This window comes from uncultured Aliiroseovarius sp. (genome assembly GCF_947497285.1).
GTDB lineage: Bacteria > Pseudomonadota > Alphaproteobacteria > Rhodobacterales > Rhodobacteraceae > Aliiroseovarius.
In genome coordinates, this window is record NZ_CANMFT010000001.1 from 170,044 (window position 1) to 190,225 (window position 20,182).

At 59.8% G+C, this 20,182-nt stretch carries 18 protein-coding genes; 7 read left to right on the plus strand and 11 right to left on the minus strand.

Annotated features, from left to right (window positions below; all coding sequences use genetic code 11):
• Positions 1-3: 3 nt before the first annotated feature.
• Positions 4-612, minus strand: a complete 609-nt coding sequence (locus tag Q0864_RS00875) for a response regulator (RefSeq protein ID WP_298565230.1) — start codon at positions 610-612, stop codon at positions 4-6.
• Positions 609-2,123 carry a HAMP domain-containing sensor histidine kinase gene (locus Q0864_RS00880; protein WP_298565232.1) on the minus strand — a complete coding sequence of 505 codons (1,515 nt, stop codon included), beginning with the start codon at positions 2,121-2,123 and terminating at the stop codon, positions 609-611. The genes Q0864_RS00875 and Q0864_RS00880 overlap by 4 nt, the downstream gene beginning before the upstream one ends.
• A gap of 315 nt (positions 2,124-2,438) precedes the next feature.
• Between Q0864_RS00880 and Q0864_RS00885 the strand changes: the two genes are divergently transcribed.
• Positions 2,439-2,663 carry an alpha/beta-hydrolase family protein gene (locus Q0864_RS00885; protein WP_298565234.1) on the plus strand — a complete coding sequence of 75 codons (225 nt, stop codon included), beginning with the start codon at positions 2,439-2,441 and terminating at the stop codon, positions 2,661-2,663.
• A 259-nt stretch (positions 2,664-2,922) separates the two neighbouring features.
• Here Q0864_RS00885 and Q0864_RS00890 read toward each other — a convergent pair whose 3' ends face one another.
• The 7 genes from Q0864_RS00890 to iolD form a co-directional block, all read right to left on the minus strand.
• The gene (locus tag Q0864_RS00890; RefSeq protein WP_298565237.1) at positions 2,923-4,920 is read right to left on the minus strand and encodes a CocE/NonD family hydrolase; all 1,998 of its coding nucleotides are present in this window, start codon (positions 4,918-4,920) and stop codon (positions 2,923-2,925) included.
• 210 nt (positions 4,921-5,130) lie between these two features.
• Positions 5,131-6,120 carry an inositol 2-dehydrogenase gene (gene iolG, locus Q0864_RS00895; RefSeq protein WP_298565240.1) on the minus strand — a complete coding sequence of 330 codons (990 nt, stop codon included), beginning with the start codon at positions 6,118-6,120 and terminating at the stop codon, positions 5,131-5,133.
• 1 nt (position 6,121) lies between these two features.
• Complete coding sequence (locus Q0864_RS00900; RefSeq protein ID WP_298565243.1) at positions 6,122-6,952, minus strand: class II fructose-bisphosphate aldolase; 831 nt, start codon at positions 6,950-6,952, stop codon at positions 6,122-6,124.
• Positions 6,949-7,791, minus strand: a complete 843-nt coding sequence (locus Q0864_RS00905; RefSeq protein WP_298565246.1) for a 5-deoxy-glucuronate isomerase — start codon at positions 7,789-7,791, stop codon at positions 6,949-6,951. Before Q0864_RS00905 ends, Q0864_RS00900 begins: the two co-directional genes overlap by 4 nt.
• 11 nt (positions 7,792-7,802) lie before the next feature.
• A complete protein-coding gene (gene iolC / locus Q0864_RS00910) occupies positions 7,803-8,780 on the minus strand; it encodes a 5-dehydro-2-deoxygluconokinase (protein ID WP_298565249.1) in 978 nt (325 codons plus the stop codon).
• A complete protein-coding gene (locus Q0864_RS00915) occupies positions 8,777-9,616 on the minus strand; it encodes a phytanoyl-CoA dioxygenase family protein (protein ID WP_298565252.1) in 840 nt (279 codons plus the stop codon). The genes iolC and Q0864_RS00915 overlap by 4 nt, the downstream gene beginning before the upstream one ends.
• Positions 9,616-11,484, minus strand: coding sequence for a 3D-(3,5/4)-trihydroxycyclohexane-1,2-dione acylhydrolase (decyclizing) (gene iolD / locus Q0864_RS00920; protein WP_298565255.1), 1,869 nt, complete (start codon positions 11,482-11,484; stop codon positions 9,616-9,618). Before iolD ends, Q0864_RS00915 begins: the two co-directional genes overlap by 1 nt.
• A gap of 123 nt (positions 11,485-11,607) precedes the next feature.
• On the opposite strand from iolD, the gene Q0864_RS00925 reads away from it, so the two are divergent.
• The 3 genes from Q0864_RS00925 to Q0864_RS00935 are packed head-to-tail and all read left to right on the plus strand — an operon-like array spanning position 11,608 to position 14,770.
• Entirely contained in the window at positions 11,608-12,711 is a 1,104-nt protein-coding gene (locus Q0864_RS00925; protein ID WP_298565258.1) for a Gfo/Idh/MocA family oxidoreductase, read from the plus strand.
• Positions 12,712-12,730: 19 nt separating this feature from the next.
• On the plus strand, positions 12,731-13,624 hold the full coding sequence (locus tag Q0864_RS00930) for a TIM barrel protein (protein ID WP_298565261.1): 894 nt from the start codon (positions 12,731-12,733) through the stop codon (positions 13,622-13,624).
• A gap of 12 nt (positions 13,625-13,636) precedes the next feature.
• Positions 13,637-14,770 carry a Gfo/Idh/MocA family oxidoreductase gene (locus Q0864_RS00935; protein ID WP_298565264.1) on the plus strand — a complete coding sequence of 378 codons (1,134 nt, stop codon included), beginning with the start codon at positions 13,637-13,639 and terminating at the stop codon, positions 14,768-14,770.
• On the opposite strand, the gene Q0864_RS00940 is transcribed toward Q0864_RS00935, so the two are convergent.
• Positions 14,767-15,771 carry a LacI family DNA-binding transcriptional regulator gene (locus Q0864_RS00940; protein ID WP_298565267.1) on the minus strand — a complete coding sequence of 335 codons (1,005 nt, stop codon included), beginning with the start codon at positions 15,769-15,771 and terminating at the stop codon, positions 14,767-14,769. The genes Q0864_RS00935 and Q0864_RS00940 overlap by 4 nt on opposite strands.
• A gap of 186 nt (positions 15,772-15,957) precedes the next feature.
• Between Q0864_RS00940 and Q0864_RS00945 the strand changes: the two genes are divergently transcribed.
• The 3 genes from Q0864_RS00945 to Q0864_RS00955 all read left to right on the plus strand — a co-directional run bounded on the left by Q0864_RS00945 (position 15,958) and on the right by Q0864_RS00955 (position 18,910).
• Complete coding sequence (locus Q0864_RS00945) at positions 15,958-16,908, plus strand: sugar ABC transporter substrate-binding protein (RefSeq protein ID WP_298565269.1); 951 nt, start codon at positions 15,958-15,960, stop codon at positions 16,906-16,908.
• Between the two features lie 90 nt (positions 16,909-16,998).
• A complete protein-coding gene (locus Q0864_RS00950; protein WP_298565271.1) occupies positions 16,999-18,120 on the plus strand; it encodes an ABC transporter permease in 1,122 nt (373 codons plus the stop codon).
• A gap of 1 nt (position 18,121) precedes the next feature.
• The gene (locus Q0864_RS00955) at positions 18,122-18,910 is read left to right on the plus strand and encodes an ATP-binding cassette domain-containing protein (protein ID WP_298565273.1); all 789 of its coding nucleotides are present in this window, start codon (positions 18,122-18,124) and stop codon (positions 18,908-18,910) included.
• A gap of 63 nt (positions 18,911-18,973) precedes the next feature.
• On the opposite strand, the gene Q0864_RS00960 is transcribed toward Q0864_RS00955, so the two are convergent.
• The gene (locus Q0864_RS00960) at positions 18,974-20,173 is read right to left on the minus strand and encodes a catalase family protein (RefSeq protein ID WP_298565277.1); all 1,200 of its coding nucleotides are present in this window, start codon (positions 20,171-20,173) and stop codon (positions 18,974-18,976) included.
• Positions 20,174-20,182 lie beyond the last annotated feature (9 nt).

Genomic DNA, 20,182 nt, shown 5'->3' on the forward strand with positions numbered 1-20,182 from the left:
GTTCTACGGGTCTACCTGCGCATCCAGCCAGAATCGCGTGAGTTCCGCCGCAGAGGACGTGCCTGCCTTGGCTGCAATCGCGGCACGATGGCTTTCGACCGTGCGCGGCGACAGGCCAAGCGCGTCTGCGATCTGCTTTGTCGTCAGCCCTTTGGCAATCATGCCCAAGACTTCTTGCTCACGAACAGAAAGCTGGGTGATCAGCGCAATCGCTTCGGCATGTTCTTCCAAGGCTTGCTGCCGTGCTTCAAGTTCTGCATGGCCCTTTTGGATGGCGTCGATCAGGTCCTGCTCGTCAACCGGCTTGCTGAGGAAGTCTATCGCACCATTACGAAACGCTCGTCTGCACGCTTTGATATCACCGTGACCGCTGATCACGACAGTGGGCCATGTCATGCCTTGTTCGGTCAGTTTCTCTTGCAGCTTCAACCCCGAGATTGCGGGCATCCGGATGTCAAGGATCAAGCATCCCGGTGTCAGCCCGGGCGCTTGGTTCAAGAACGTTTCGGGCGACGCAAAGCTGCGCACGTCCAAGCCGACCGTTTCAAGCAGAAGGGTCAGCGCCTTGCGGATGGCCTCATCATCATCGACCAGATAGACGTGCTTTTTCATGACGAGGCTTTCTGTGGTGAAAGCGGCAGGGACAACCGAAACGTCGTCTCGACCGCTTCGGATACCAGTTCAATTTCGCCGCCCATTTCCTCGACCAAGCGTTGGCACAGCGCCAGCCCAAGGCCCGTTCCGTCTGATTTTCCGGTGACAAACGGTTCAAAGATGCGTGTTCTTATCGCTTCGGGCACGCCCGGCCCGTTGTCGATGACGTCCAATATCGCAGTGCTACCATCGATATCAGTTTTGATCGTGACGTGCGCCGCATCCGAGGCATCAAGTGCGTTGCGAACCAGATTGAAGACAACCTGTTCCAACTCGACCGGATCGGCATCAATCAGAAGCGGTGCGTCGGACAGAGACAGCGTAATTGTGGCCCCTTTGGCCGTGGCGTCCGATGCCAAAAGACGCTGCACACTATGAACGGCATCCTGAAGCGCGCAGGGTTCTGAAGCTGCACGGTTGGGTTTGCTCCAACGCCTTAGCCGGTCAAGAATGTCGGCGGCGCGCTGCGCCTGTGTCACTGTTTCGTCCAGTACCGAGCCCAGGCGTTCAGCGTCGCCCCGCCGGACCAAATGGCGACCGGCCTGGGCTTGGCTCAGAATGGCCGTTAACGGTTGTGCCAATTCATGCGCCATCCCGCTGGCCATCTCTCCCATCGCATTCACCCGCGACGCGTGCGCCAGACGCGTCTCCTGTGCGCTGAGCTTTGCGCGACTTTCTGCATCCGTTCTGCGTGCCCGTTGCCTGACGCCAAATGCCGCAAGAACAAACAGAGCTGTCGCGAGCGAGATGGCAGCCAGCGCTTTGCCCAGCGGCAAGACGTCTGCCACACCGATTGTCAGGGCGGTTTCAAGGATCAAAGGTTGGGACGCACTTCCCAGTGGCTTTGTGAACCCCACCGAGTCGGGTGAAGCCTGACCAACAAGCGCCTTCTGCCCGTCCGGTGTCAAAAGGCGAAGCGATACGGACGGGCGTTGCCAAAAGGGGTCTTCAGTCTCGACCAGCGCGCGGGCATTGATGATCAGCGCCAATCCATAACGAGCCGCATCTGTGTTGGGCGTGCGCTTCACAACCATGTAGTTGCCGGGCATCGTCGGCACTTGCTCAATCCCCAACGCACCTGTCGAGTTGCGGGCCAGTTGAACGACCTGCGCTGCATCCTCGGTCGTAAGTCCGGGCTGTGTTTGCATCGCGGGCTCGGATGGATCAAACGGGATCACATTCACCGATGTGATGCGGGAATAAAAGCGCATGATTGTTGCGGCCACATCCAGGAACAAGTCCTGACGCTCGACCCCGCCTGCCACAAAAATCGCTGACAGCGACGTCAGATGGGCATCATGCTGATCTGCGCGTTGTGAGGCCAAGCGGTGAAGCGTCGCGCTTTTGACAGTCAGTTCGCGAACCAGACTTTGCCGTTCAAGAAACGCCAACCCACCAAGCACCACGGCAACGGCAAGTGCCCAGAGCCACAGGTAACGTGAGATGTTATGTGAATTTGAAGCGGTCATGCCTACTTCTCGCAGGTGAAGCCGCAATCACCAATCCGTATTTCTACGGTCTGCTCAACGCCAACCCGATTCGCCAAGCAAGGATCGTGTGCCGCAAGCCACTCTGGCCGACGCGAGGTATGCGCGAGCAAACACCCCGATCAACATTTCTGAATTGCCGTTGGTTCACGAAACGCAACTTCAGAAATTAATCTGCAATGGTCCGTCCAATGCAGAGACGGTGTTGATGAAGCGGACAGCCTCGTCTGTGCGAACGGACAAATCCTGCGCCGCTTTTTGGGTAGGTGGAAGATTGCCTTTTAAGAACCAGCATCAATGTTCCGCGCGCCGGAATGGATGAGAGAGCTTGCTGCTGTTGATGTCTCGCCCGGTATGAAATTCATGCCCGTCGTCACCCAGTTCCAACTTGCCGTTGAAATGGCGCTGCAAACTCTGCACCCGATGGACATGGTCACGCCTATTTTGGCCCTGACCATGTCCGACCGCGGGTCGCGGTCACAGACCCGGACAATTGGAGCGAAGCGGACAGTGCAAGATTAGCGGCTCATGGTGACGGCGGTTTGCGTCAAGGATGTGGGGACTAATTTCCGATCACTGTCGGGTTTGGCGCTGCTGGTTCGACGTGTATGTCGCGCTTAGGAATGCGGCCCATTGCTTTGAAAACCTTGAACCCTCCCTTTCGCAATCTGCCTTGTCCAATTTCTGCTGCCTGGTCTCAATATTCGCTGTCGACGGCATGCCGTTGCCCGTGCGCGTTCGGCGCCAGAGGCGTTGCGCACCCTGCCACCGATTGAGAAGCTCAGATCAGATCGCGGGGGATGACCTTGTGCCAAGTGCGATTGCGCAGTTCGTCGCCGTTTTCCAGCACGCGCAATGTGCCGTCGAGGTGGAATTCAGTCTTGGTCGAGGTCAGTTCAAGCCGGGTTTCGGTGCGGATGTTCCAGCCGTCGCGGACGGTGTCATAACTATGCTCGATGACCGAGCGGGCTGACAGCGGGTCGTCGTCCCGGATGCGCAGCTCGCGCCGAAGGGAGTGGGCGGTATGGGTGCCGATATCGTCAAAGCGCAGGACGCCTTCGCCGAACACGCCGCCGACGCCATCGGTGACATAGACCGTTTCGCCCGTCAGGTGGTCTTGCAGACTGGTGCGGGCGATGGAGCCGGGATCAAGCTGGGTGACAGGTGTAAGCGGCCCGTGCGCGGGGTCAGGGAAGGTCATCTGGTGCACGTCGCCACCTGCGCGGCAGGGCAGGGACAGGCAGGCATCTTCCAGCGCGACGGTCAGGGTCGCGGCATAGGGCGCGGGCCAGACGATGGGCCAATAGGCGGTGCCGACCGAGACGCGGATTTTGTGCCCCTTGGCGAACCGATGGCCGCACATATTCAGCGCGACACGGACTTTGGTGGGCTTGCCGGGCTCCAGCGGTTGCGGGTGGTCGTGCCCGTCGCGATGGGTCAGGTTCAGGACCTGATAGCTGACGCGCAAGACCTCGCCCGTTGGCAGAATGTCGCACAGGCGCACCGCGATTTGCGCCACTGGGCTGTCTGATGTCAGCGTCAGGTCAAGATGGGGGCGGCCCAGAACCTCGACCTCGTCTGTCAGGATCTCGGTGTCGAAATTCAGCGACCCGCCATCGTCAAGCCGTTGGTCGGTGGGCATTTCACCGGGCACACCGGCGGCCATCCATTCGCCCGCTGCCTTGCCGTGGCTTTGCGGCGAGCGGATCGAGAGCTCGCCCGCGCCGGGTTTCCCCGCAAGCCCCGATTTGGTCAGCCACAGGGGCATTGGCGTGACCTCGTTTGAGGGCCATTCCACCTCACCGACCCAACGGCCGGGTTGCATGGGGCGGCTGCCATCGGGCAGGGTGGCATCGTTCACATAGGCGCGCAGCTTGGGCTCATCCATCACGCCGGTGTCGATGCCCTTGAGCCAGTGATCCCACCAGCGCACGGCCTCTTGCAGCCAGCCCATCGCGGGGCCGGGGATGCCGTCATGGGGATAGACATGGCCCCATGGGCCGATGATGCCACGACAGGGGACCGAGAGGTGCTCCAACATCCGCGGGACCGAGTTGGTATAGCTGTCAGCCCAGCCCCCGAAGGCCAGAACGGGGCAGGTGATGGCAGCGTAATCTTCCTGCACCGAGCCGTGCTTCCAATAGGCGTCATAGCGTTGATGTTCGGCCCAAAGGGCGGGGAAGAAGGGCAGGTCGTCGATGCGTTTCAGCCAATCTTCGCGCCAGCGATCGCCGACAATCTCGGGGTCCAGCGGGCGGGCCTGATAAGCCAGCATGATCGACCCCCACCACTGGTTGTCGTTCAAAAGGCAGCCGCCCATGAAGTGAATGTCGTCGCGGAACCGGTCGTCGGTGAAATAGACCGGGATCACGGCCTTCAGTTCCGGCGGGCGGCGGGCGGCGACTTGCAGGCAGTTGAAGCCGCCCCAGCTTTTGCCCATCATGCCGATATTGCCGCTGCACCAGTCCTGCGCGGCGATCCAGGACAGAACCTCCAGCGCGTCGTCCTGTTCTTGCGGCAGATATTCGTCTGCCATGTGACCATCGGAGTCGCCCGACCCGCGCATATCGACCCGCACCGAGGCATAACCATGTTCTGCAAAATAGCCGTGCATCGGCTCGTCCCGCACGCGGGTTCCGTCGCGTTTGCGATAGGGGATGTATTCCAGCACCGCTGGAACGGGTGTGTCGCGCGCGCCTTCGGGCAGCCAGATGCGTGCGCCCAAGCGGCAGCCGTCTGACAGGGTGATCCAAATATGTTCAAGTATTTCGGTGGCCATTGCGAATACCTTTCACTTTCCCTGCTTCATCAAAGGCTATCCTGTGCCGCGTGGCGCAGGTTGTCGACCGATGAATTGTTGGCGCGGCTCCACTCACAGGGAAGTTTGCGCCGTGCCCACAGAGCTAGAGACTGAAAAGACAGCCAAGTCCGAGTTGCCCGAGGTGTCCGCCTCTGGGATAGAAGCTGATATTTGCCGCAAACGCGCGGATTACGCCACGGACAGAGGCGTTCCCTGCGCCAGCGAACTTGTCGCAGCGTCCGCCAGCAATTGAGCCCGCAGGCCGTCGATGATCCCTGGAAAAAGCGGTTTGCTATCCAAAACGCCGCGCACGAAGTGCTGCATCTCGGCGCGGTAGGCCGCCTCGTAGCGTTCCAAGAAGAAATGTTGCGCGGGCGCTTTGCGAAAGCCCGCCTCCGACGCGATCTCGACCGTGTTTTCCAATATGTTTTCGGCGCGGATCATGCCCTTCGACCCATGCACCTCGATCCGTTGGTCATAGCCATAGGTCGCGCGACGCGAATTTGTAATCTGGCAGATCTTGCCACTGGCAGTGGTCAGCGTCACGGCGGCTGTATCGACATCCCCGGCCCGCCCGATTTCTGAATCAACCAAGGCCGACCCAACCGCGTAAACGCTGACGGGTTCCTCGCCCAACAAAAATCGCGCCATGTCCAAGTCGTGGATCATCATGTCACGAAACAGCCCGCCCGAGCTTTTGATATAGCTGATCGGGGGCGGCGACGGGTCGCGCGACTGAATGGTCACGATCTCGACTGCGCCGATTTCGCCTCCGGCAATGCGCGTCTGAACATTTGCGAAGTTCGGGTCAAAACGACGGTTGAACGCGGTCATGAAGGGGACGCCGGATGTCTCGACCACCTTGATGCAATCACGGATGCGGTCGGCGGACATATCGACGGGCTTTTCGCAGAAAATGGCCTTGCCGGCCCGAGCGGCGGCGTGGATCAGGTCGTAATGGGTGTCCGTCGGGGTGCCGATGACGACCGCGTCAACCTCGGCACTGTCGATCAGGGTTTGGCTGTCCAACACCTGCGCGCCAGTTTGTGCGGCCAGCGATTGAGCAGGCTCGGCGAAAGCATCGGCCACCGCCGAGACGCGCACGCCGTCGATTTGGCCGATGGATCGCGCATGCACTTGTCCGATGCGGCCGCAGCCCAAAAGTCCAACTTTCAGCATCTCAAGCTCCTTTGAAGGCTTGTAGCACCAGGCGCGTGGCAGCCACCACCGGGTCATGCGTTTCTTTCAGGATCTGCACCCGGTCGAAACGAGTGGGATCGGCGTTCACAGCATGACGAAGGGCTTGCCCAAAGACCATGCGCAGTTCTGTGCCGATGTTGAATTTACAGATGCTGGAAGTTCGGGCAAGCGCCGTGCGTTGCGCCACCGGCACGCCAGACCCACCATGGATCACCAATGGGACGCTGGTGACGGCCTCGATGGCGCGAATGCGATCCATGTCCAGACCGCCTTCTTTGTCCTGCTGCAAATGCACGTTGCCGACCGAAATCGCCATGGCATCCACGCCGGTGTCACGGGCGAACTGCGCCGCCTCTTCCGGGTCTGTCCCGGCCGAGGTTTCGCCGCCCGAGTAGCCGACAAAACCGATCTCACCCTCGCAGGATACGCCAGCCTGATGGGCCATCTGGACGATGGCAGCGGTCTGGTCAATGTTATCGGCCAACTGTTTGCGAGAGCCGTCGAACATCACCGAGGTGAAGCCGCTGTCGATCGCAATCCGGCAATCCTCAGCCGTGTAGCCATGGTCCAGATGGGCCACGACTGGCACGGTCGCGTTTTCTGCCAAGTGGCGAAACATACGGCCGAGTATGGGAAGCGGTGTGTGTTCGCGGCACGATGGTCCAGCTTGCAAGATCACGGGCACTTCCTCTGCCTCGGCGGCTGCAACGAAGGCGCGCATATCTTCCCAGCCCAGCGTGACCAGCCCGGCCACGGCATATCCGTGCTTCAACGCGGGCTGAAGCACGTCTGACAAGGTCGCAAGGGTCATTTGAACTTTGCCACCATGTCCATGATGCCAGGGATCGTGTGCAATTGGGCGGCGTGGGTCGGTTGGAAATACTGTTTCAACGACCGCTGCGAAAGCCCCCCAAGGATGGTGAAATAATACATCTCATAACCCGGCAGAACGGCGCAGGGGTGGTATCCCTTGTCGATCAGAACGGTTGAGCGGTTCATGATGTGATAGGCATCGCCCGGTTCGTTATCTTCGCGCTGCAACATCTGAACGCCGGAGCCATAGTCAGGGCGGAACCGGAAGTTATAGGTTTCGTCATGACGGGTTTCGTCGGGCAGGCGATCGGTGTCATGCTTGTGTGACGGAAAGCCAGACCAGCCGCCTTGGCCGACTGTGTACAGCTCGCTAACCAGCAGTCGACCGACTTGATCGTGGTGGTTTGCACCCAGTATGTGTTTGATTTTACGATGCGTTTTGGTGTCGTCAGACCCGTATTGCACCAAATCAATCGCGTCACCCCGCACGTCGAACGGCTCCAACACCTTGTCGAATTTCGCCCCGGCGATGAAGACCTCGGTGGCGTCGGTGACACAGGTGATGCGCGCATGTGCCCCGGTGGGAACATAGACGCCTTCAGGCTCGCCGTCCCAAACGTCGACCGTCCGGTTGCCCAGTGCCGGATAGGCCGCGCCGTCGACATCTACGTCAACGGTGCCCGTCGCAGGCACGATGCAGGTCTCATATCCCGGCACGGCGTAGTCGAAGACCTCGCCCTTCTTCAGCTTGACGATGTTGAAGTAGTTCAACGGCACAAGGTCATGATCGACATCGACGATGGGCTTGTTTTGATTGTCATGGGGCGCGATATGCATTGGATATCCTTTCAGCAGTCGGTGGGGCCGGGATGCGAGGCGAGATACGCCTCAAGCTCGGCTGTATTGGGCATTGCGGGGGCGCAGCCGGGCTTGGCCACGACGATGGAGGCGCAGGCGGACCCGCGCAGAATGGCGTCGCGCAGTGCTTGCCCGTCCGCCAGAGCGGCCAGAAAGCCCGCCATGAAACTGTCGCCAGCACCGGTGGGTTTCACGGCCTTGGTGGGAAAGATGCCGGTGCGAATTTCTGCTCCATCAGCCAGTGTGATCGCACCTTCAGCGCCCATTTTATACACGACAATCGTGGCAGACGACCCGGCCAGGTCACGCGCCTTGTCTAACCCGTGCGCGATGTCTCCGGCCATGAAGCCGAATTCTTCGTCATTGCCAACGATCACGTCTGATAGGGCGCCAGCGCGTGACAGAACCTCTTCGGCAACCCTCGGTGAGGACCAGCTATAGGGGCGGTAATCCACATCAAAGATGATAGGCAAACCGGCGGCCTTGGCCAGTTCGAACGCCCGGAATGTGGCCGTGCGGGACGGCTCTGCCGCAAACACGGTGCCTGCGGTAATCAACGCGCCGAAGCTTGCATAATCGACCGCCTCGACATCCTCGATGGACATTTGAAAATCGGCAGCATTGTTGCGGTAGATAACGCTTTGATGCTCTTCGACGCGGGTTTCATAGACGGCAAGCGAGGTGCGCTCTTCGCCTTGGATGCGGCTGACATGGGTGCGGTCGACGCCGTATGCGTCCAACTGCCCTTCGCAATACCAACCCACAGCGTCGTCCGACACGCGGGTGACCAAAGCAGCCTGACAGCCGAGTTTAACCAGCCCTGCCGCGATATTGGCGCTGCTGCCGCCCATCGCGACCATCATGTTTTGAGCATCCCGCGTGCGCGTGCCGGGCGGGTCGGGGGAAAGGTCCATGCCGACCCGCCCGATCACCAGAAAATTGCGTTTCGAGATGCCATTCAGGATCACGACCGCCCCTCCGTATTTCCGGCGCGCGCGGCATCAAGCACTTCGGGATAGGGATAGTTCAATCCCAAAAGCTGGCGCATATCCGGGCTGGCCTGATCCAGGAAATCCTGCGGCAGCGCGGCGGGCATGTCCTCCATCGGCTTTACCCATTTCGGCAGGTATTGGATCAGGATGGCGCTGCGGTCGTGATCCGCCTTGTTCGGCATCGCGCAATGCCAAGTGACGCCGTAAAACAGCGCAACGTCGCCGGGCTGTCCGGTCATGCGTTCACACTTGTCGTAGAAACGATCTTCGGCGGTTGGGTATCGTAATTCCCGTTGCGATCCAGGCACATAGCCGGTCGCGCCGCTTTCTTCGGTGAACGGATCAAGCAGAACTGAAACCTGCGCATTCATGGGAAACGACCCGTTCAGGCCAACCGGATGGGTTTCGGGTTTGTGAAAGTCCCAATAGGGGTAATCCACATGCGGTTCCTGCCCGGGACCACCCGGCAAAATGCGGTTGGCCGCGATTGATCCCATGATGAATTCAGTGCCCAGAAAGGCGCGCAGGACATCCATCAAGACCGGATGCGACGCCATGCGCGAAAAGACTGCCCCCTTTGCCAACAAGTTCCAAACCCGGCGTTGCAGGTCCAGCTTGCCAGCGTCTTCAGCGGCTCCCTGAAAATGCGTTACCTTCTCGGCGGCACTTTCCGAGTGGGCCATGACAATGGCACGCGCCTCGGCGATTTCTTCGGGCGTGAACAGGCCTGAAATACCGACGGCCCCGCCGCCATGTAGCAGTTCCTGAACAATTTCGGCGGGGTTGGCTGTCTGAGCGGTGTAGCGTTTCATCACACGCCCTTGCGCTGTTTGGAGCGGCTGCTTTCCCAGTCCTCATGTGCGGCGCGAACGCGGTCGCTGTCGGTGATATGGGGGGTGCCGACCTCCCACCACGCGTGACCTTCGGTGGTCCAGCCTTCGTAGGCATCGACCTTCATGACGATGACATGGGTGCGGTCCGACGCCTTCGCGCGACTGAAAGCTTCGCCCAACTCACTGGGGTTCGACACGGTTTCGGCAATCGCCCCTTGTGATGCTGCATGTGCTTCGAAGTCGACGCCAAAAGGCGCAGGGATGGTCGGGCAATCGGCGATCAGGTTGTTGAAGCTTTCGTTGCCGGTGTTGTTTTGCAGCTTGTTGATCACCGCAAATCCACCGTTGTCCAGCACAAGGATGATCAGCTTTTTCCGGCTCAGGACCGACGAATAGATGTCCGAGTTCATCATCAAGTAAGACCCGTCACCGATGAAGACGATCGTGTCCTTGTCGGGCTCTTGTTCTGATTGCGCGATGCGCGCGCCCCATGCGCCAGATATTTCGTATCCCATGCAGGAAAACCCGAATTCGACATCCACCGTGCCGATGTCCAGTGTGCGCCAGTTGGCGGTAACTTCGGCAGGCAACCCGCCCGCTGCGGCCACCACGCGGTCGCGCGGATCGCACAGATCGTTCACAACACCGATGGCCTGCGCATAAGAATTCGGGCGGTTGCCGTGGGACACATTGGCGGCCACATAATCATCCCACGCCCGCCGCTTGTCCTGCGCAGTAGTGACCCAAGCGGCAGGGGCGGCGTAGTCCAAAGCATCGGTCAAGGCGGTCAGCGACAGTTTTGCGTCGCCTACCACTGGCAGGGACATATGCTTGGCCGCGTCGTGGCGGGCGGCATTCACCGATATGAATTGCGCGTCCTTAGCAAAGGCTGTCCACGACCCGGTGGTGAAATCCTGAAGCCGCGTGCCAACAGCGACGATCACATCCGCCGTTTCGGCAATCGCATTGGCGCTGTCCGATCCGGTGACACCGATTGGGCCAATGTTCAACGGGTGGGTCGCCAGCATGTTCGCGCGGCCCGCGATGGTTTCAACGACAGGGATTTGGTGGGCTTCGGCAAACGCGGTCAATTCCGCCACCGCACGCGAATATTGCACGCCTCCGCCGGCGATGATCATCGGGCGTTTCGCACCCGCGAGCGTTGCGGTCGCATCTGCGACCTCATCCGCATCCGGGGATTGGCGGCGGATGCGGTGGACTTTCTTTTCAAAAAACACTGTCGGGTAATCATAAGTCCAACCCTGCACATCCTGCGGCAGCCCCAAAAAGGCCGGGCCGCAATCGGCCGGGTCCAGCATCGTGGCAATCGCGGCTGGCAGCGACTGGATCACCTGCGCCGGGTGCGTGATCCGGTCCCAATACCGCACGACAGGTTTGAAGGCGTCATTCACGCCAAAGGTCGGGTCGTTGAAGTTCTCCATCTGCTGCAAGACCGGGTCGGGCAGGCGGGTCAGGAACGTGTCCCCGCACAATAGCAGCATGGGCAACCGGTTCGCATGGGCCAAAGCCGCACTGGTCAACAGGTTCGACGTGCCCGGCCCGGCACTTGCCGTGCAGAACATGAACCGTTGGCGCAGCCATTGCTTTGCATACCCGGCGGCGGCGAATCCCATGCTTTGTTCATTTTGCCCACGATACAGCGGCAGGTCGTCTTGCGCCCCGTGCAACGCCTCGCCCAAGCAGGTGACATTGCCATGCCCGAAGATGCCGAAACCGCCGCCACACAGACGCATTTCCTGCCCGTCAACCTCGATGAACTGGTTGGAAAGCCAACGGATAATCGCCTGCGCCGTGGTCAAGCGGATGGTGTCTTGTGTCGGTGTCATGTCAACGCGAACCTTTCCGGGAAAATTCGACCCTGTGCCGAATGCAGCTTGCGAGATTTCGATTCCCAAGATACAAGTTTTGCAACCGGTTGCAAACTGTATTTCAAAATGGAAGGCAGCATCATGACCCAGATCGGGATCGGCATCCTTGGTGGTGGCTATATGGGCAAAGCCCACGCTGTCGCCATGTCCGCGGTTGGCGCGGTGTTTGATACCGGGCTGCGGCCTCGGCTGGAAATGGTCTGCGCCTCGACCCTTGAAAGCGCTGAACGATACCGCGCGGCCTATGGCTTCGCGCGCGCCACCGATGATTGGCGCGCGCTGGTCAATGACCCGAATGTCGAGGCGATCGTGATTGCCACACCACAAGAAACCCACCGCACTGTCGCGGAAGCCGCCTTTGCTCTGGGCAAGCCGGTGTTCTGTGAAAAGCCTCTGGGCGCCTCGTTGGATGACAGCCGTGCCATGGTCGCTGCCGCCGAAGCGTCGGGTGCGGCCAATATGGTTGGCTTCAACTATATTCGCACCCCGGCCAGCCAGTTCGCGCGCCAACTGATTGCGGACGGAGAGATTGGCGACGTCACTTGGTTTCGCGGCGAACACACCGAAGATTTCTATGCCGACCCCGAAGCGCCCGCGACGTGGCGCACCACGGGCGAGGCGAACGGAACAATGGGCGACCTTGCCCCACACATGATCAACGCGGCGCTCGCCTTGTTGGGGCCGATCACGCGCGTGATGGCAACCGTCGAAACGGTGCATGCCACCCGACCCGGCGGGGACGTTACGAATGACGACCACGCCCAGATGATGTGCCGGTTTGAAAACGGCGCGATGGGTCAGATGTATTTCAGCCGCATCGCGACGGGGCGCAAGATGGGTTATGCCTATGAAATCACGGGCACCAAGGGCGCGATCCGCTTTGACCAGGAAGATCAGAATGCGATCTGGCTGTATCGGATGGAGGGGCCTGAAGCCACGCGCGGCTTTACCAAGATCCTGGCCGGCCCGGCGCATCCAGACTACCTTCCGTTCTGTCAGGGGCCGGGGCATGGCACTGGTTACCAAGACCAGATCATCATCGAGGCACGCGATTTTCTTGCCGCGATTGAAACCGGAAAACCCGTTTGGCCAACATTCCGTGATGGGATGGAGGTGAACCGCGTGATCGCGGCCGCCATGACCTCGTCCCGCGATGAGGCTTGGCAAGATATCGAAACGTTCTGAGCATCAGAAAGGCACTTGGATGACAATCAGAATTGGCAATGCGCCCTGTTCGTGGGGTGTGGAATTCGCGCAAGACCCGCGCAATCCCAGCTGGCAATCGGTCCTCAAGGACTGCGCTGCAGCGGGTTATAAGGGCATTGAACTGGGGCCTGTGGGCTTCATGCCCGAAGACCCTGCCGTGCTTGGCGAGGTGTTGGTGAAGCATGAACTGGAGCTGATCGGCGGCGTGGTATTCCGCGCCTATCACGACCCTGACGCTTGGGAAGACGTGCTAGACGCAACGCACCGCACCGCGCGCGCATTGAAGGCGCATGGGGCGGAGCATCTTGTGCTGATCGATTCAATATCGCCACGCCGTGCGCCGACGGCGGGTCGCGCTGACATGGCCGAACAGATGGACAAGGCTGAATGGACAGCCTATCGCGACCGCATCGCAGAAAGCGCGCGGATTGGGGCCGAGGAATATGGGCTGACGGTCGGCATCCACGCCCATGCCGCAGGCTTCATGGATTTCGAACCAGAGCTGGAACGGCTGCTGGATGAAGTGGATGAGAAGATCCTGAAGATCTGCTTCGACACAGGGCACCATTCTTATGCCGGTTTTGACCCGGTGGCGTTCATGAAACGCCACATGGATCGCATCTCGTATATGCACTTCAAGGATATTGATCCAAATGTGAAAGCCGACGTGATCGAGAAGCGCACCGGGTTCTATGACGCCTGCGGGCAGGGGATTTTCTGCAATCTGGGCGACGGCGACGTCGACTTCCCAGCGGTGCGGCAAGTGTTGTTGGACGCTGGGTTCCAAGGTTGGTGCACGGTCGAACAGGACTGCGACCCTACGCTTGATCCCGACCCGGTGGGTGATGCGCGGATCAATCTCGAATACCTTGAATCTATTGGCTTTAGTTGAGGAAATCATCTCATGGCAAAACTGAAATGGGGCATGATTGGCGGCGGTGAAGGCAGCCAGATTGGACCAGCGCATCGCCTTGGTGCGCAGGCGGATGGGCTGTTTGAACTTGCCGCCGGTGCGTTGGATCATCGCCCCGATGTGGGGCGCGATTATGCGCAACGTCTGGGCGTGGCTGCGGACCGCGCATATGGCAACTGGCAGGAAATGCTGGCGGGTGAGAAAGACCGCGAAGACCGCGTTGATCTGGTCACTGTGGCAACGCCCAACGCGACGCATTTCGAGATCACAAAAGCCTTTCTTGAGGGTGGGTTCAACGTGCTGTGCGAAAAGCCGATGACCATGAGCGTGGACGAGGGCGAAGAGATCGTCCGCGTGGCCCAGGCGACCGGGAAAATCTGCGCCGTGAACTACTGCTACTCCGCCTATCCGATGGTCCGCCAAGCGCGCGCGATGGTGCGTGCGGGCGAGCTCGGCAAGGTGCGTCTGGTCGTTACGAATTTCAGCCACGGTCATCACGGCGACGCGACTGACGCGGACAATCCGCGGGTGCGCTGGCGCTATGATCCGGCGATGGCGGGCGTGTCCGGGCAGTTTGCCGATTGCGGCATCCACGCAATGCACATGGCCGGGTTCATTTGTGACGATGAGGTCGAAAGACTGTCGGCCGATTTCGCCTCGACCATTGCCAGCCGCGAATTGGAAGATGACGCGATGGTCAATTTCCGCATGGCTGGTGGCACGGTTGGGCGGCTGTGGACGTCGTCGGTTGCGATCGGGCGTCAGCATGGGTTTGATATTCAGGTGTTTGGCGAAACTGGTGGTCTGCGCTGGGCGTCGGAGCAGCCCAACCAGTTGATTTATACACCTGTCGGGGGCCGCACTCAGATCATCGAAAAGGGCGAGGGTGGATTGCATGAAGAGGCGCAACGCCTGTCGCGCGTGGCAATCGCCCATCCCGAAGGCTTCCCGCTGGCTGTGGCAAACATCTATTGCGATCTGGCTGATGCGATCCGGGGCGAAACCCGCGATGGGCTGCCCAATGCGTCCGACGGCGTGCGGTCAATGGCGGCCGTGCATGCGGCTGTGGCCTCGGCGAAGGCTGACGGCGCGTGGCTGGACGCGCGTCCACCAATGTTTCGCTAGGATTTGAGGACGGGGCGCAGGGTGCCCCGTTCAACCACAGAACACGGGAAAATCCGCGCCTCGGGATACCGGTCGGGTTCGTCCAGCATCGCGACCATCAGTTCGATGGAGGAGGTCACAATCTGACGGATCGGTTGATGGATCGTGGTCAGGTTGATGTTCTCCCATTGGGCCATTTCCATGTCGTTCAGACCGATGATGCCGATGTCGTCAGGGACCGCCAGGCCGCTGTCGATCACGGCAGACAGCGCCCCGATTGACAAAACATCGTCACCGCAGAAATAGGCCTGTGCTGGCGTGTCTTTCAGAAGCCGCAACATCTCGCGCCGACCTGCGTCAAAGGAATAGGCATCGGCATAGGAAAAGCTGGTGCGGATACCCGGATGGGTCGACATTTCCGTCATGAAACCGGACAGCCGGTCTTGCGTCGATGTCGCACTTTCCGGCCCGCCCAGAAAGGCCACGTGATCATAGCCACGGTCGACCAGGCAGCGTGCCGCCATGCGACCACATTCGACGTTGTCGATGCCAACCACATGCACCTGCGGCGCGGACGAATACCTGCCAAAGGAATGCACCACCGGCACGCCTGCATCACGAAATGCCTTGGCGAAGCCCGGAGGAAGGGTGGACGAGGCAACGACCACCCCATCGACCGAGTATTGGCGCAGCATGCGGACCGATTGTTCCGGGTCGACCTCGTCGGTCAGATTGACCAGCAGGGGGCGCAGCCCGCGGTCCTGCAGGCCCCGTGTGAACAGGTCGAACACCTGCAGAAAGATCGGGTTGTGAAAGTTGTTGGACACCAAGCCAATCAGCTTTGTGCGCCCGGTTGTCAGCGACGACGCCAGCGCATTCGGGCTGTAGCCCAGCTCGCGCGCGGCCTTTTCGACCTTGCGCCGCATCTTGTCGGACACCGACGCCCCGTTGGTGAAGGTGCGTGACACCGCCGAGCGGGAAACCCCGGCGCGTTCTGCAACCTCTTTCAACGTGACGGCCATGCATTGCATCCCAGGAAATTCTTGTTTCGAACCTTTTATCTGGTTTTCCAGACAGGTGCAGCATGAAATACCCCAACCCCTTTTGCAACCGGTTGCAAAAATGCGCCAGATGTGCTTTACCTTGAGTCGGAGAGGCGGGGAGGACCGCCCTTTCGCCTAAAGACGGTGAACTTCTGGGAGGAAAACATGACTTCACTGATGAAAAAACTGGTGCTGGCTTCTGCCGTTGCCGCGGCGCCACTGATGGCTGCCACAAGCGCCTACGCGGACGGAGAGAAATACATTCTGGTCAGCCACGCGCCGGACAGTGACAGCTGGTGGAACACGATCAAGAACGGCATCGCCTTGGCTGGTGAGCAAATGGGCGTCGATGTCGAATACCGTAACCCGCCAACAGGTGATCTGGCCGATATGGCGCGGATCATCGAACAGGCCGCAGCGTCCGGTCCGAACGGGATTATTACGACTCTGGCCGACTACGACGTGCTCAGCGGCCCGATCAAAGCGGCTGTCGACAGTGGCGTGGACGTGATCATCATGAACACGGGCACCCCTGATCAGGCCCGCGAAGTCGGCGCCCTGATGTATGTCGGCCAGCCGGAATACGACGCAGGTCTTGCGGCTGGTGTTCGTGCAAAAGGTGACGGTGTGGGCAGCTTTCTGTGTGTGAACCACTACATCGTGCAACCGTCGTCGCAAGAACGGTGTCAGGGCTTTGCTGACGGTCTGGGCATCGAACTGGGCGACCAGATGATCGATGCCGGGCAAGACCCCGCCGAGATCAAGAACCGTGTGCTGGCCTATCTGTCGGCCAACCCGGACACTGACGCGGTGCTGACGCTCGGACCGACCTCGGCGGACCCGACATTGCTGGCGTTAGAAGAAAACGGCATGGCCGGTGACATCTATTTCGGCACGTTCGATCTGGGCGGAGAAATTGTCAAAGGCATCAAGTCTGGTGTGATCCAATGGGGCATCGACCAACAGCCCTTCCTGCAGGCCTATCTGCCGGTCGTGGTGATGACCAACTATCACCGCTATGGCGTGCTGCCGGGCAACAACATCAACTCGGGCCCCGGTTTCGTGACCGCGGACGGGCTGACCAAGATCGAGGAATACGCGGGCGAATACCGCTAATCTTCTGTCCACACGGGCGGCCAGAGCATTTTGGCCGCCCTTTTTGTCTCTTGAAACATCATGTCCTGACCAAGGACGTATGAGGCCATCATGTCCAACGCACCAATTCCATCGGTTGTCGACGAACGGATCAAGACCCGTTCCAGATTCCGCGAAGCCATGATCCGCCCCGAGCTGGGCGGCATCGTCGGCACAATTGCCGTGTTCACCTTCTTTCTGCTGTTCGCCTTCGATAGTGGCATGTTCAACAGCCAAGGGATCATGAACTGGTCGATCGTGTCGGCGCAATTCATGATCATCGCCGTGGGGGCGTGCCTGTTGATGATCGCGGGGGAGTTCGACCTGTCGGTCGGTTCGATGATCGGCTTTGCGGGCATGTTGATCGCGATCTTCTCGGTCACGATGGGCTGGCCGGTCTGGATGGCGATCTTGGTAACCTTCGCCATCTGTATCGCCATTGGGGGTTTGAACGGTTTTATCGTTGTGCGCACAGGGCTTCCCAGCTTTATCGTGACGCTGGCCTTCCTGTTCATTCTGCGCGGCTTTGCGATTTTTCTGCCGCAACAGATCGAGCGTAAGACAATCATTGGCGGCATCAAGGATGTGGCCGAAGGCGATTGGCTGGCGGCCGTATTTGGCGGAAAGATCTTGGGGGGCATGTTCAACTGGCTGGGCGATGCAGGTCTGATCGCCACATTCGAGCGTGGCACCCGCAAGGGGCAACCGGTCGTCGATGGCATCCCCATGCTGATCATTTGGGCCATCATTCTGGTTATCCTGGGCCATGTTCTGCTGACCAAGACGCGTTTCGGAAACTGGATTTTCGCGGCTGGCGGCGACGCAGAGGCAGCCCGCAACTCGGGTGTGCCGGTCAATAAGGTCAAAGTCAGCATGTTCATGTTCACCGCATTTTGCGCCTGTGTTTTCGCAACTTGTCAGGTGATGGAGTTTGGCTCTGCCGGGTCCGATCGGGGTCTTCTGAAGGAATTCGAAGCGATCATCGCTGTGGTCATCGGGGGCGCGTTGTTGACGGGCGGCTATGGCTCGGTTCTGGGGGCGGCGCTTGGTGCGCTGATCTTCGGCGTGGTGCAGCAGGGCCTGTTCTTTGCCGGGGTGGAAAGCAGCCTGTTCCGCGTATTTCTTGGTGTGATCTTGCTGTTTGCCGTGATCCTAAACACCTATATCCGTCGCATCATCACAGGGGAGCGTTGATATGAATCCCGAACACGCACCAATCATCCAGATGAAGAATATCGAAAAGCACTTCGGGTCTGTCATCGCGCTTGCCGGTGTCTCGCTGGATGTGTTTCCCGGTGAATGCCATTGCCTTCTGGGCGATAACGGCGCTGGCAAATCGACCTTCATCAAGACCATGTCCGGCGTGCATCAACCCACCAAAGGCGAAATCCTGTTCGAAGGTCACCCAATGCATTTTGCCGACCCGCGCGATGCAATATCGGCCGGGATCGCAACGGTGCACCAGCACTTGGCGATGATCCCGCTGATGTCGGTTAGTCGCAACTTTTTCATGGGCAACGAGCCGGTGAAAAAAGTTGGCCCCTTGAATTTCTTCGATCACGACTATGCCAACCAAGTGACCATGGATGAGATGAGCAAGATGGGCATCAACCTGCGCGGACCGGATCAGGCCGTGGGCACGTTGTCTGGCGGTGAACGTCAGACCGTGGCGATTGCCCGCGCGGTCCATTTCGGCGCCAAGGTGCTGATCTTGGATGAACCGACATCAGCCCTTGGGGTGCGCCAAACCGCGAATGTTCTGGCCACCGTCGCGAAGGTTCGCAAGCAAGGCATCGCCGTGGTGTTCATCACCCACAACGTGCGCCATGCGATGGCCGTGGGCGACCGCTTTACCGTTCTGAACCGTGGTCAGACACTGGGCACCGCACAGCGCGGTCAGATCACCCCCGAAGAGCTTCAGGACCTGATGGCAGGCGGGCAGGAACTGGTTGCTTTGGAGGGCAGCTTGGGCGGCACAGTCTAAGGGGAAAGACATTGAGCGACCCTCCCGCTGGTGAACGCACCGGCGGGACGGTCGCTTTTGTGCTCACTCAAACACCTCATCTCCGGTCGGCTCGATATGGTCGACCTTGTTCATGTGCTGCCTGAACCGCGCCAATTCCTGATACATCCGCCTGCGCGCGCGGCTTTGATTGCCCAAGGGCCGGTGCGCGGGCAGGGAATGCCACGGGTTGATCCTCATGTTGCGTGCAAACGCCATTTGCGCAGGTTTTTCAAATTCTTGCATTGGTATGCGAATGCGCGCGACGGGGATCCATGGCGAAAGCTCCTCGGGCCAGAGCACCGAGGCGTCCTCGATCGGCATCAGGTGAGGGTCGGTTTGGATCTGCACGACCATGTCGAATTCCACCGGTTTTTCGCGCAAGGTTTTGGCCATGTTGTCACGCAGGTAATTGGGTGGCACGCGGCCAAACGGCACGCCGGGAATGTCCATGGGCACTTCGGTGCGCGGCACATAGGAATAGAGCATCGCCTGACCCTCGCCCATTAGGTAGGGCACGCAGCTGTAATACCTGTGGCCAAGCGGGTTATATTGCGTCTCGTTCCAAAGCCCCTGCATCAGCATATCAAGCACATGGTTGTCCAAGGGATTGAGGAAATACCAAAGTGGTTCGTCAATCGTGCTCCAATATTGCAGCTTGGCGTTCTCGCGCGCGTCCGGTGTCACGAAGGTGGGCGTCACGACGGCGGGCCAGTCTTGCGTAAACTTTTCCTCGTCCATCAGTTTCGGGCCGGGCACATCCATGACTTTGACCGACATCGACCCGAAGCCCACGTCGCGAATATCCTCGGGCACGTCCGGCCCCGGTCCGGCGTATCGGATATATGCGGGATATTCCCGTTCGGTCGCAAACACCCCGTGGCGCAGATGGTCGGGCAGGTCGGGCAGCACGGTGAATGTGGCTTTGACCAACCCGTGCGTCTTGGTGTTGCCGCCGCGTTCATACGCGCCGGGCTGGAAGTGCAGGTTCATCTGCTCGCGCATCTCGTCGATGATGGTTTGCAGCGCTTCCTCTTCCCAATCAAAGATTTTCTCTTCCGCCAATTCCAGCCCAAAGTCGTCGCGCTTGCGGTTCTTGAGCCGTTGGATCAATCGCGCCAGCGGGTCGCGGACCAGCGCGTTCAGGCGGCGGCGAAAGAACGGCTCTAACCGCCGTTCGAAATGCAGGCCAACCTGTGTCGCACGGTGGATCAGACGGCGGATCGGGATCAGGATCGAGCGCATTCGGGTCTC

Bases quoted from the DNA above. Each gene is read 5' to 3' on its own strand.
- Q0864_RS00875 (WP_298565230.1), bottom strand. From the start codon at position 612: ATGAAAAAGCACGTCTATCTGGTCGATGATGATGAGGCCATCCGCAAG.
- Q0864_RS00935 (WP_298565264.1), top strand. From the start codon at position 13,637: ATGGCAAAACTGAAATGGGGCATGATTGGCGGCGGTGAAGGCAGCCAG.
- Q0864_RS00960 (WP_298565277.1), bottom strand. From the start codon at position 20,173: ATGCGCTCGATCCTGATCCCGATCCGCCGTCTGATCCACCGTGCGACA.
- Q0864_RS00900 (WP_298565243.1), bottom strand. From the start codon at position 6,952: ATGACCCTTGCGACCTTGTCAGACGTGCTTCAGCCCGCGTTGAAGCAC.
- iolD (WP_298565255.1), bottom strand. From the start codon at position 11,484: ATGACACCGACACAAGACACCATCCGCTTGACCACGGCGCAGGCGATT.
- Q0864_RS00925 (WP_298565258.1), top strand. From the start codon at position 11,608: ATGACCCAGATCGGGATCGGCATCCTTGGTGGTGGCTATATGGGCAAA.
- Q0864_RS00915 (WP_298565252.1), bottom strand. From the start codon at position 9,616: ATGAAACGCTACACCGCTCAGACAGCCAACCCCGCCGAAATTGTTCAG.
- Q0864_RS00955 (WP_298565273.1), top strand. From the start codon at position 18,122: ATGAATCCCGAACACGCACCAATCATCCAGATGAAGAATATCGAAAAG.
- Q0864_RS00940 (WP_298565267.1), bottom strand. From the start codon at position 15,771: ATGGCCGTCACGTTGAAAGAGGTTGCAGAACGCGCCGGGGTTTCCCGC.
- Q0864_RS00890 (WP_298565237.1), bottom strand. From the start codon at position 4,920: ATGGCCACCGAAATACTTGAACATATTTGGATCACCCTGTCAGACGGC.
- iolG (WP_298565240.1), bottom strand. From the start codon at position 6,120: ATGCTGAAAGTTGGACTTTTGGGCTGCGGCCGCATCGGACAAGTGCAT.
- Q0864_RS00945 (WP_298565269.1), top strand. From the start codon at position 15,958: ATGACTTCACTGATGAAAAAACTGGTGCTGGCTTCTGCCGTTGCCGCG.
- Q0864_RS00950 (WP_298565271.1), top strand. From the start codon at position 16,999: ATGTCCAACGCACCAATTCCATCGGTTGTCGACGAACGGATCAAGACC.
- Q0864_RS00905 (WP_298565246.1), bottom strand. From the start codon at position 7,791: ATGCATATCGCGCCCCATGACAATCAAAACAAGCCCATCGTCGATGTC.
- Q0864_RS00885 (WP_298565234.1), top strand. From the start codon at position 2,439: ATGTTCCGCGCGCCGGAATGGATGAGAGAGCTTGCTGCTGTTGATGTC.
- Q0864_RS00930 (WP_298565261.1), top strand. From the start codon at position 12,731: ATGACAATCAGAATTGGCAATGCGCCCTGTTCGTGGGGTGTGGAATTC.
- Q0864_RS00880 (WP_298565232.1), bottom strand. From the start codon at position 2,123: ATGACCGCTTCAAATTCACATAACATCTCACGTTACCTGTGGCTCTGG.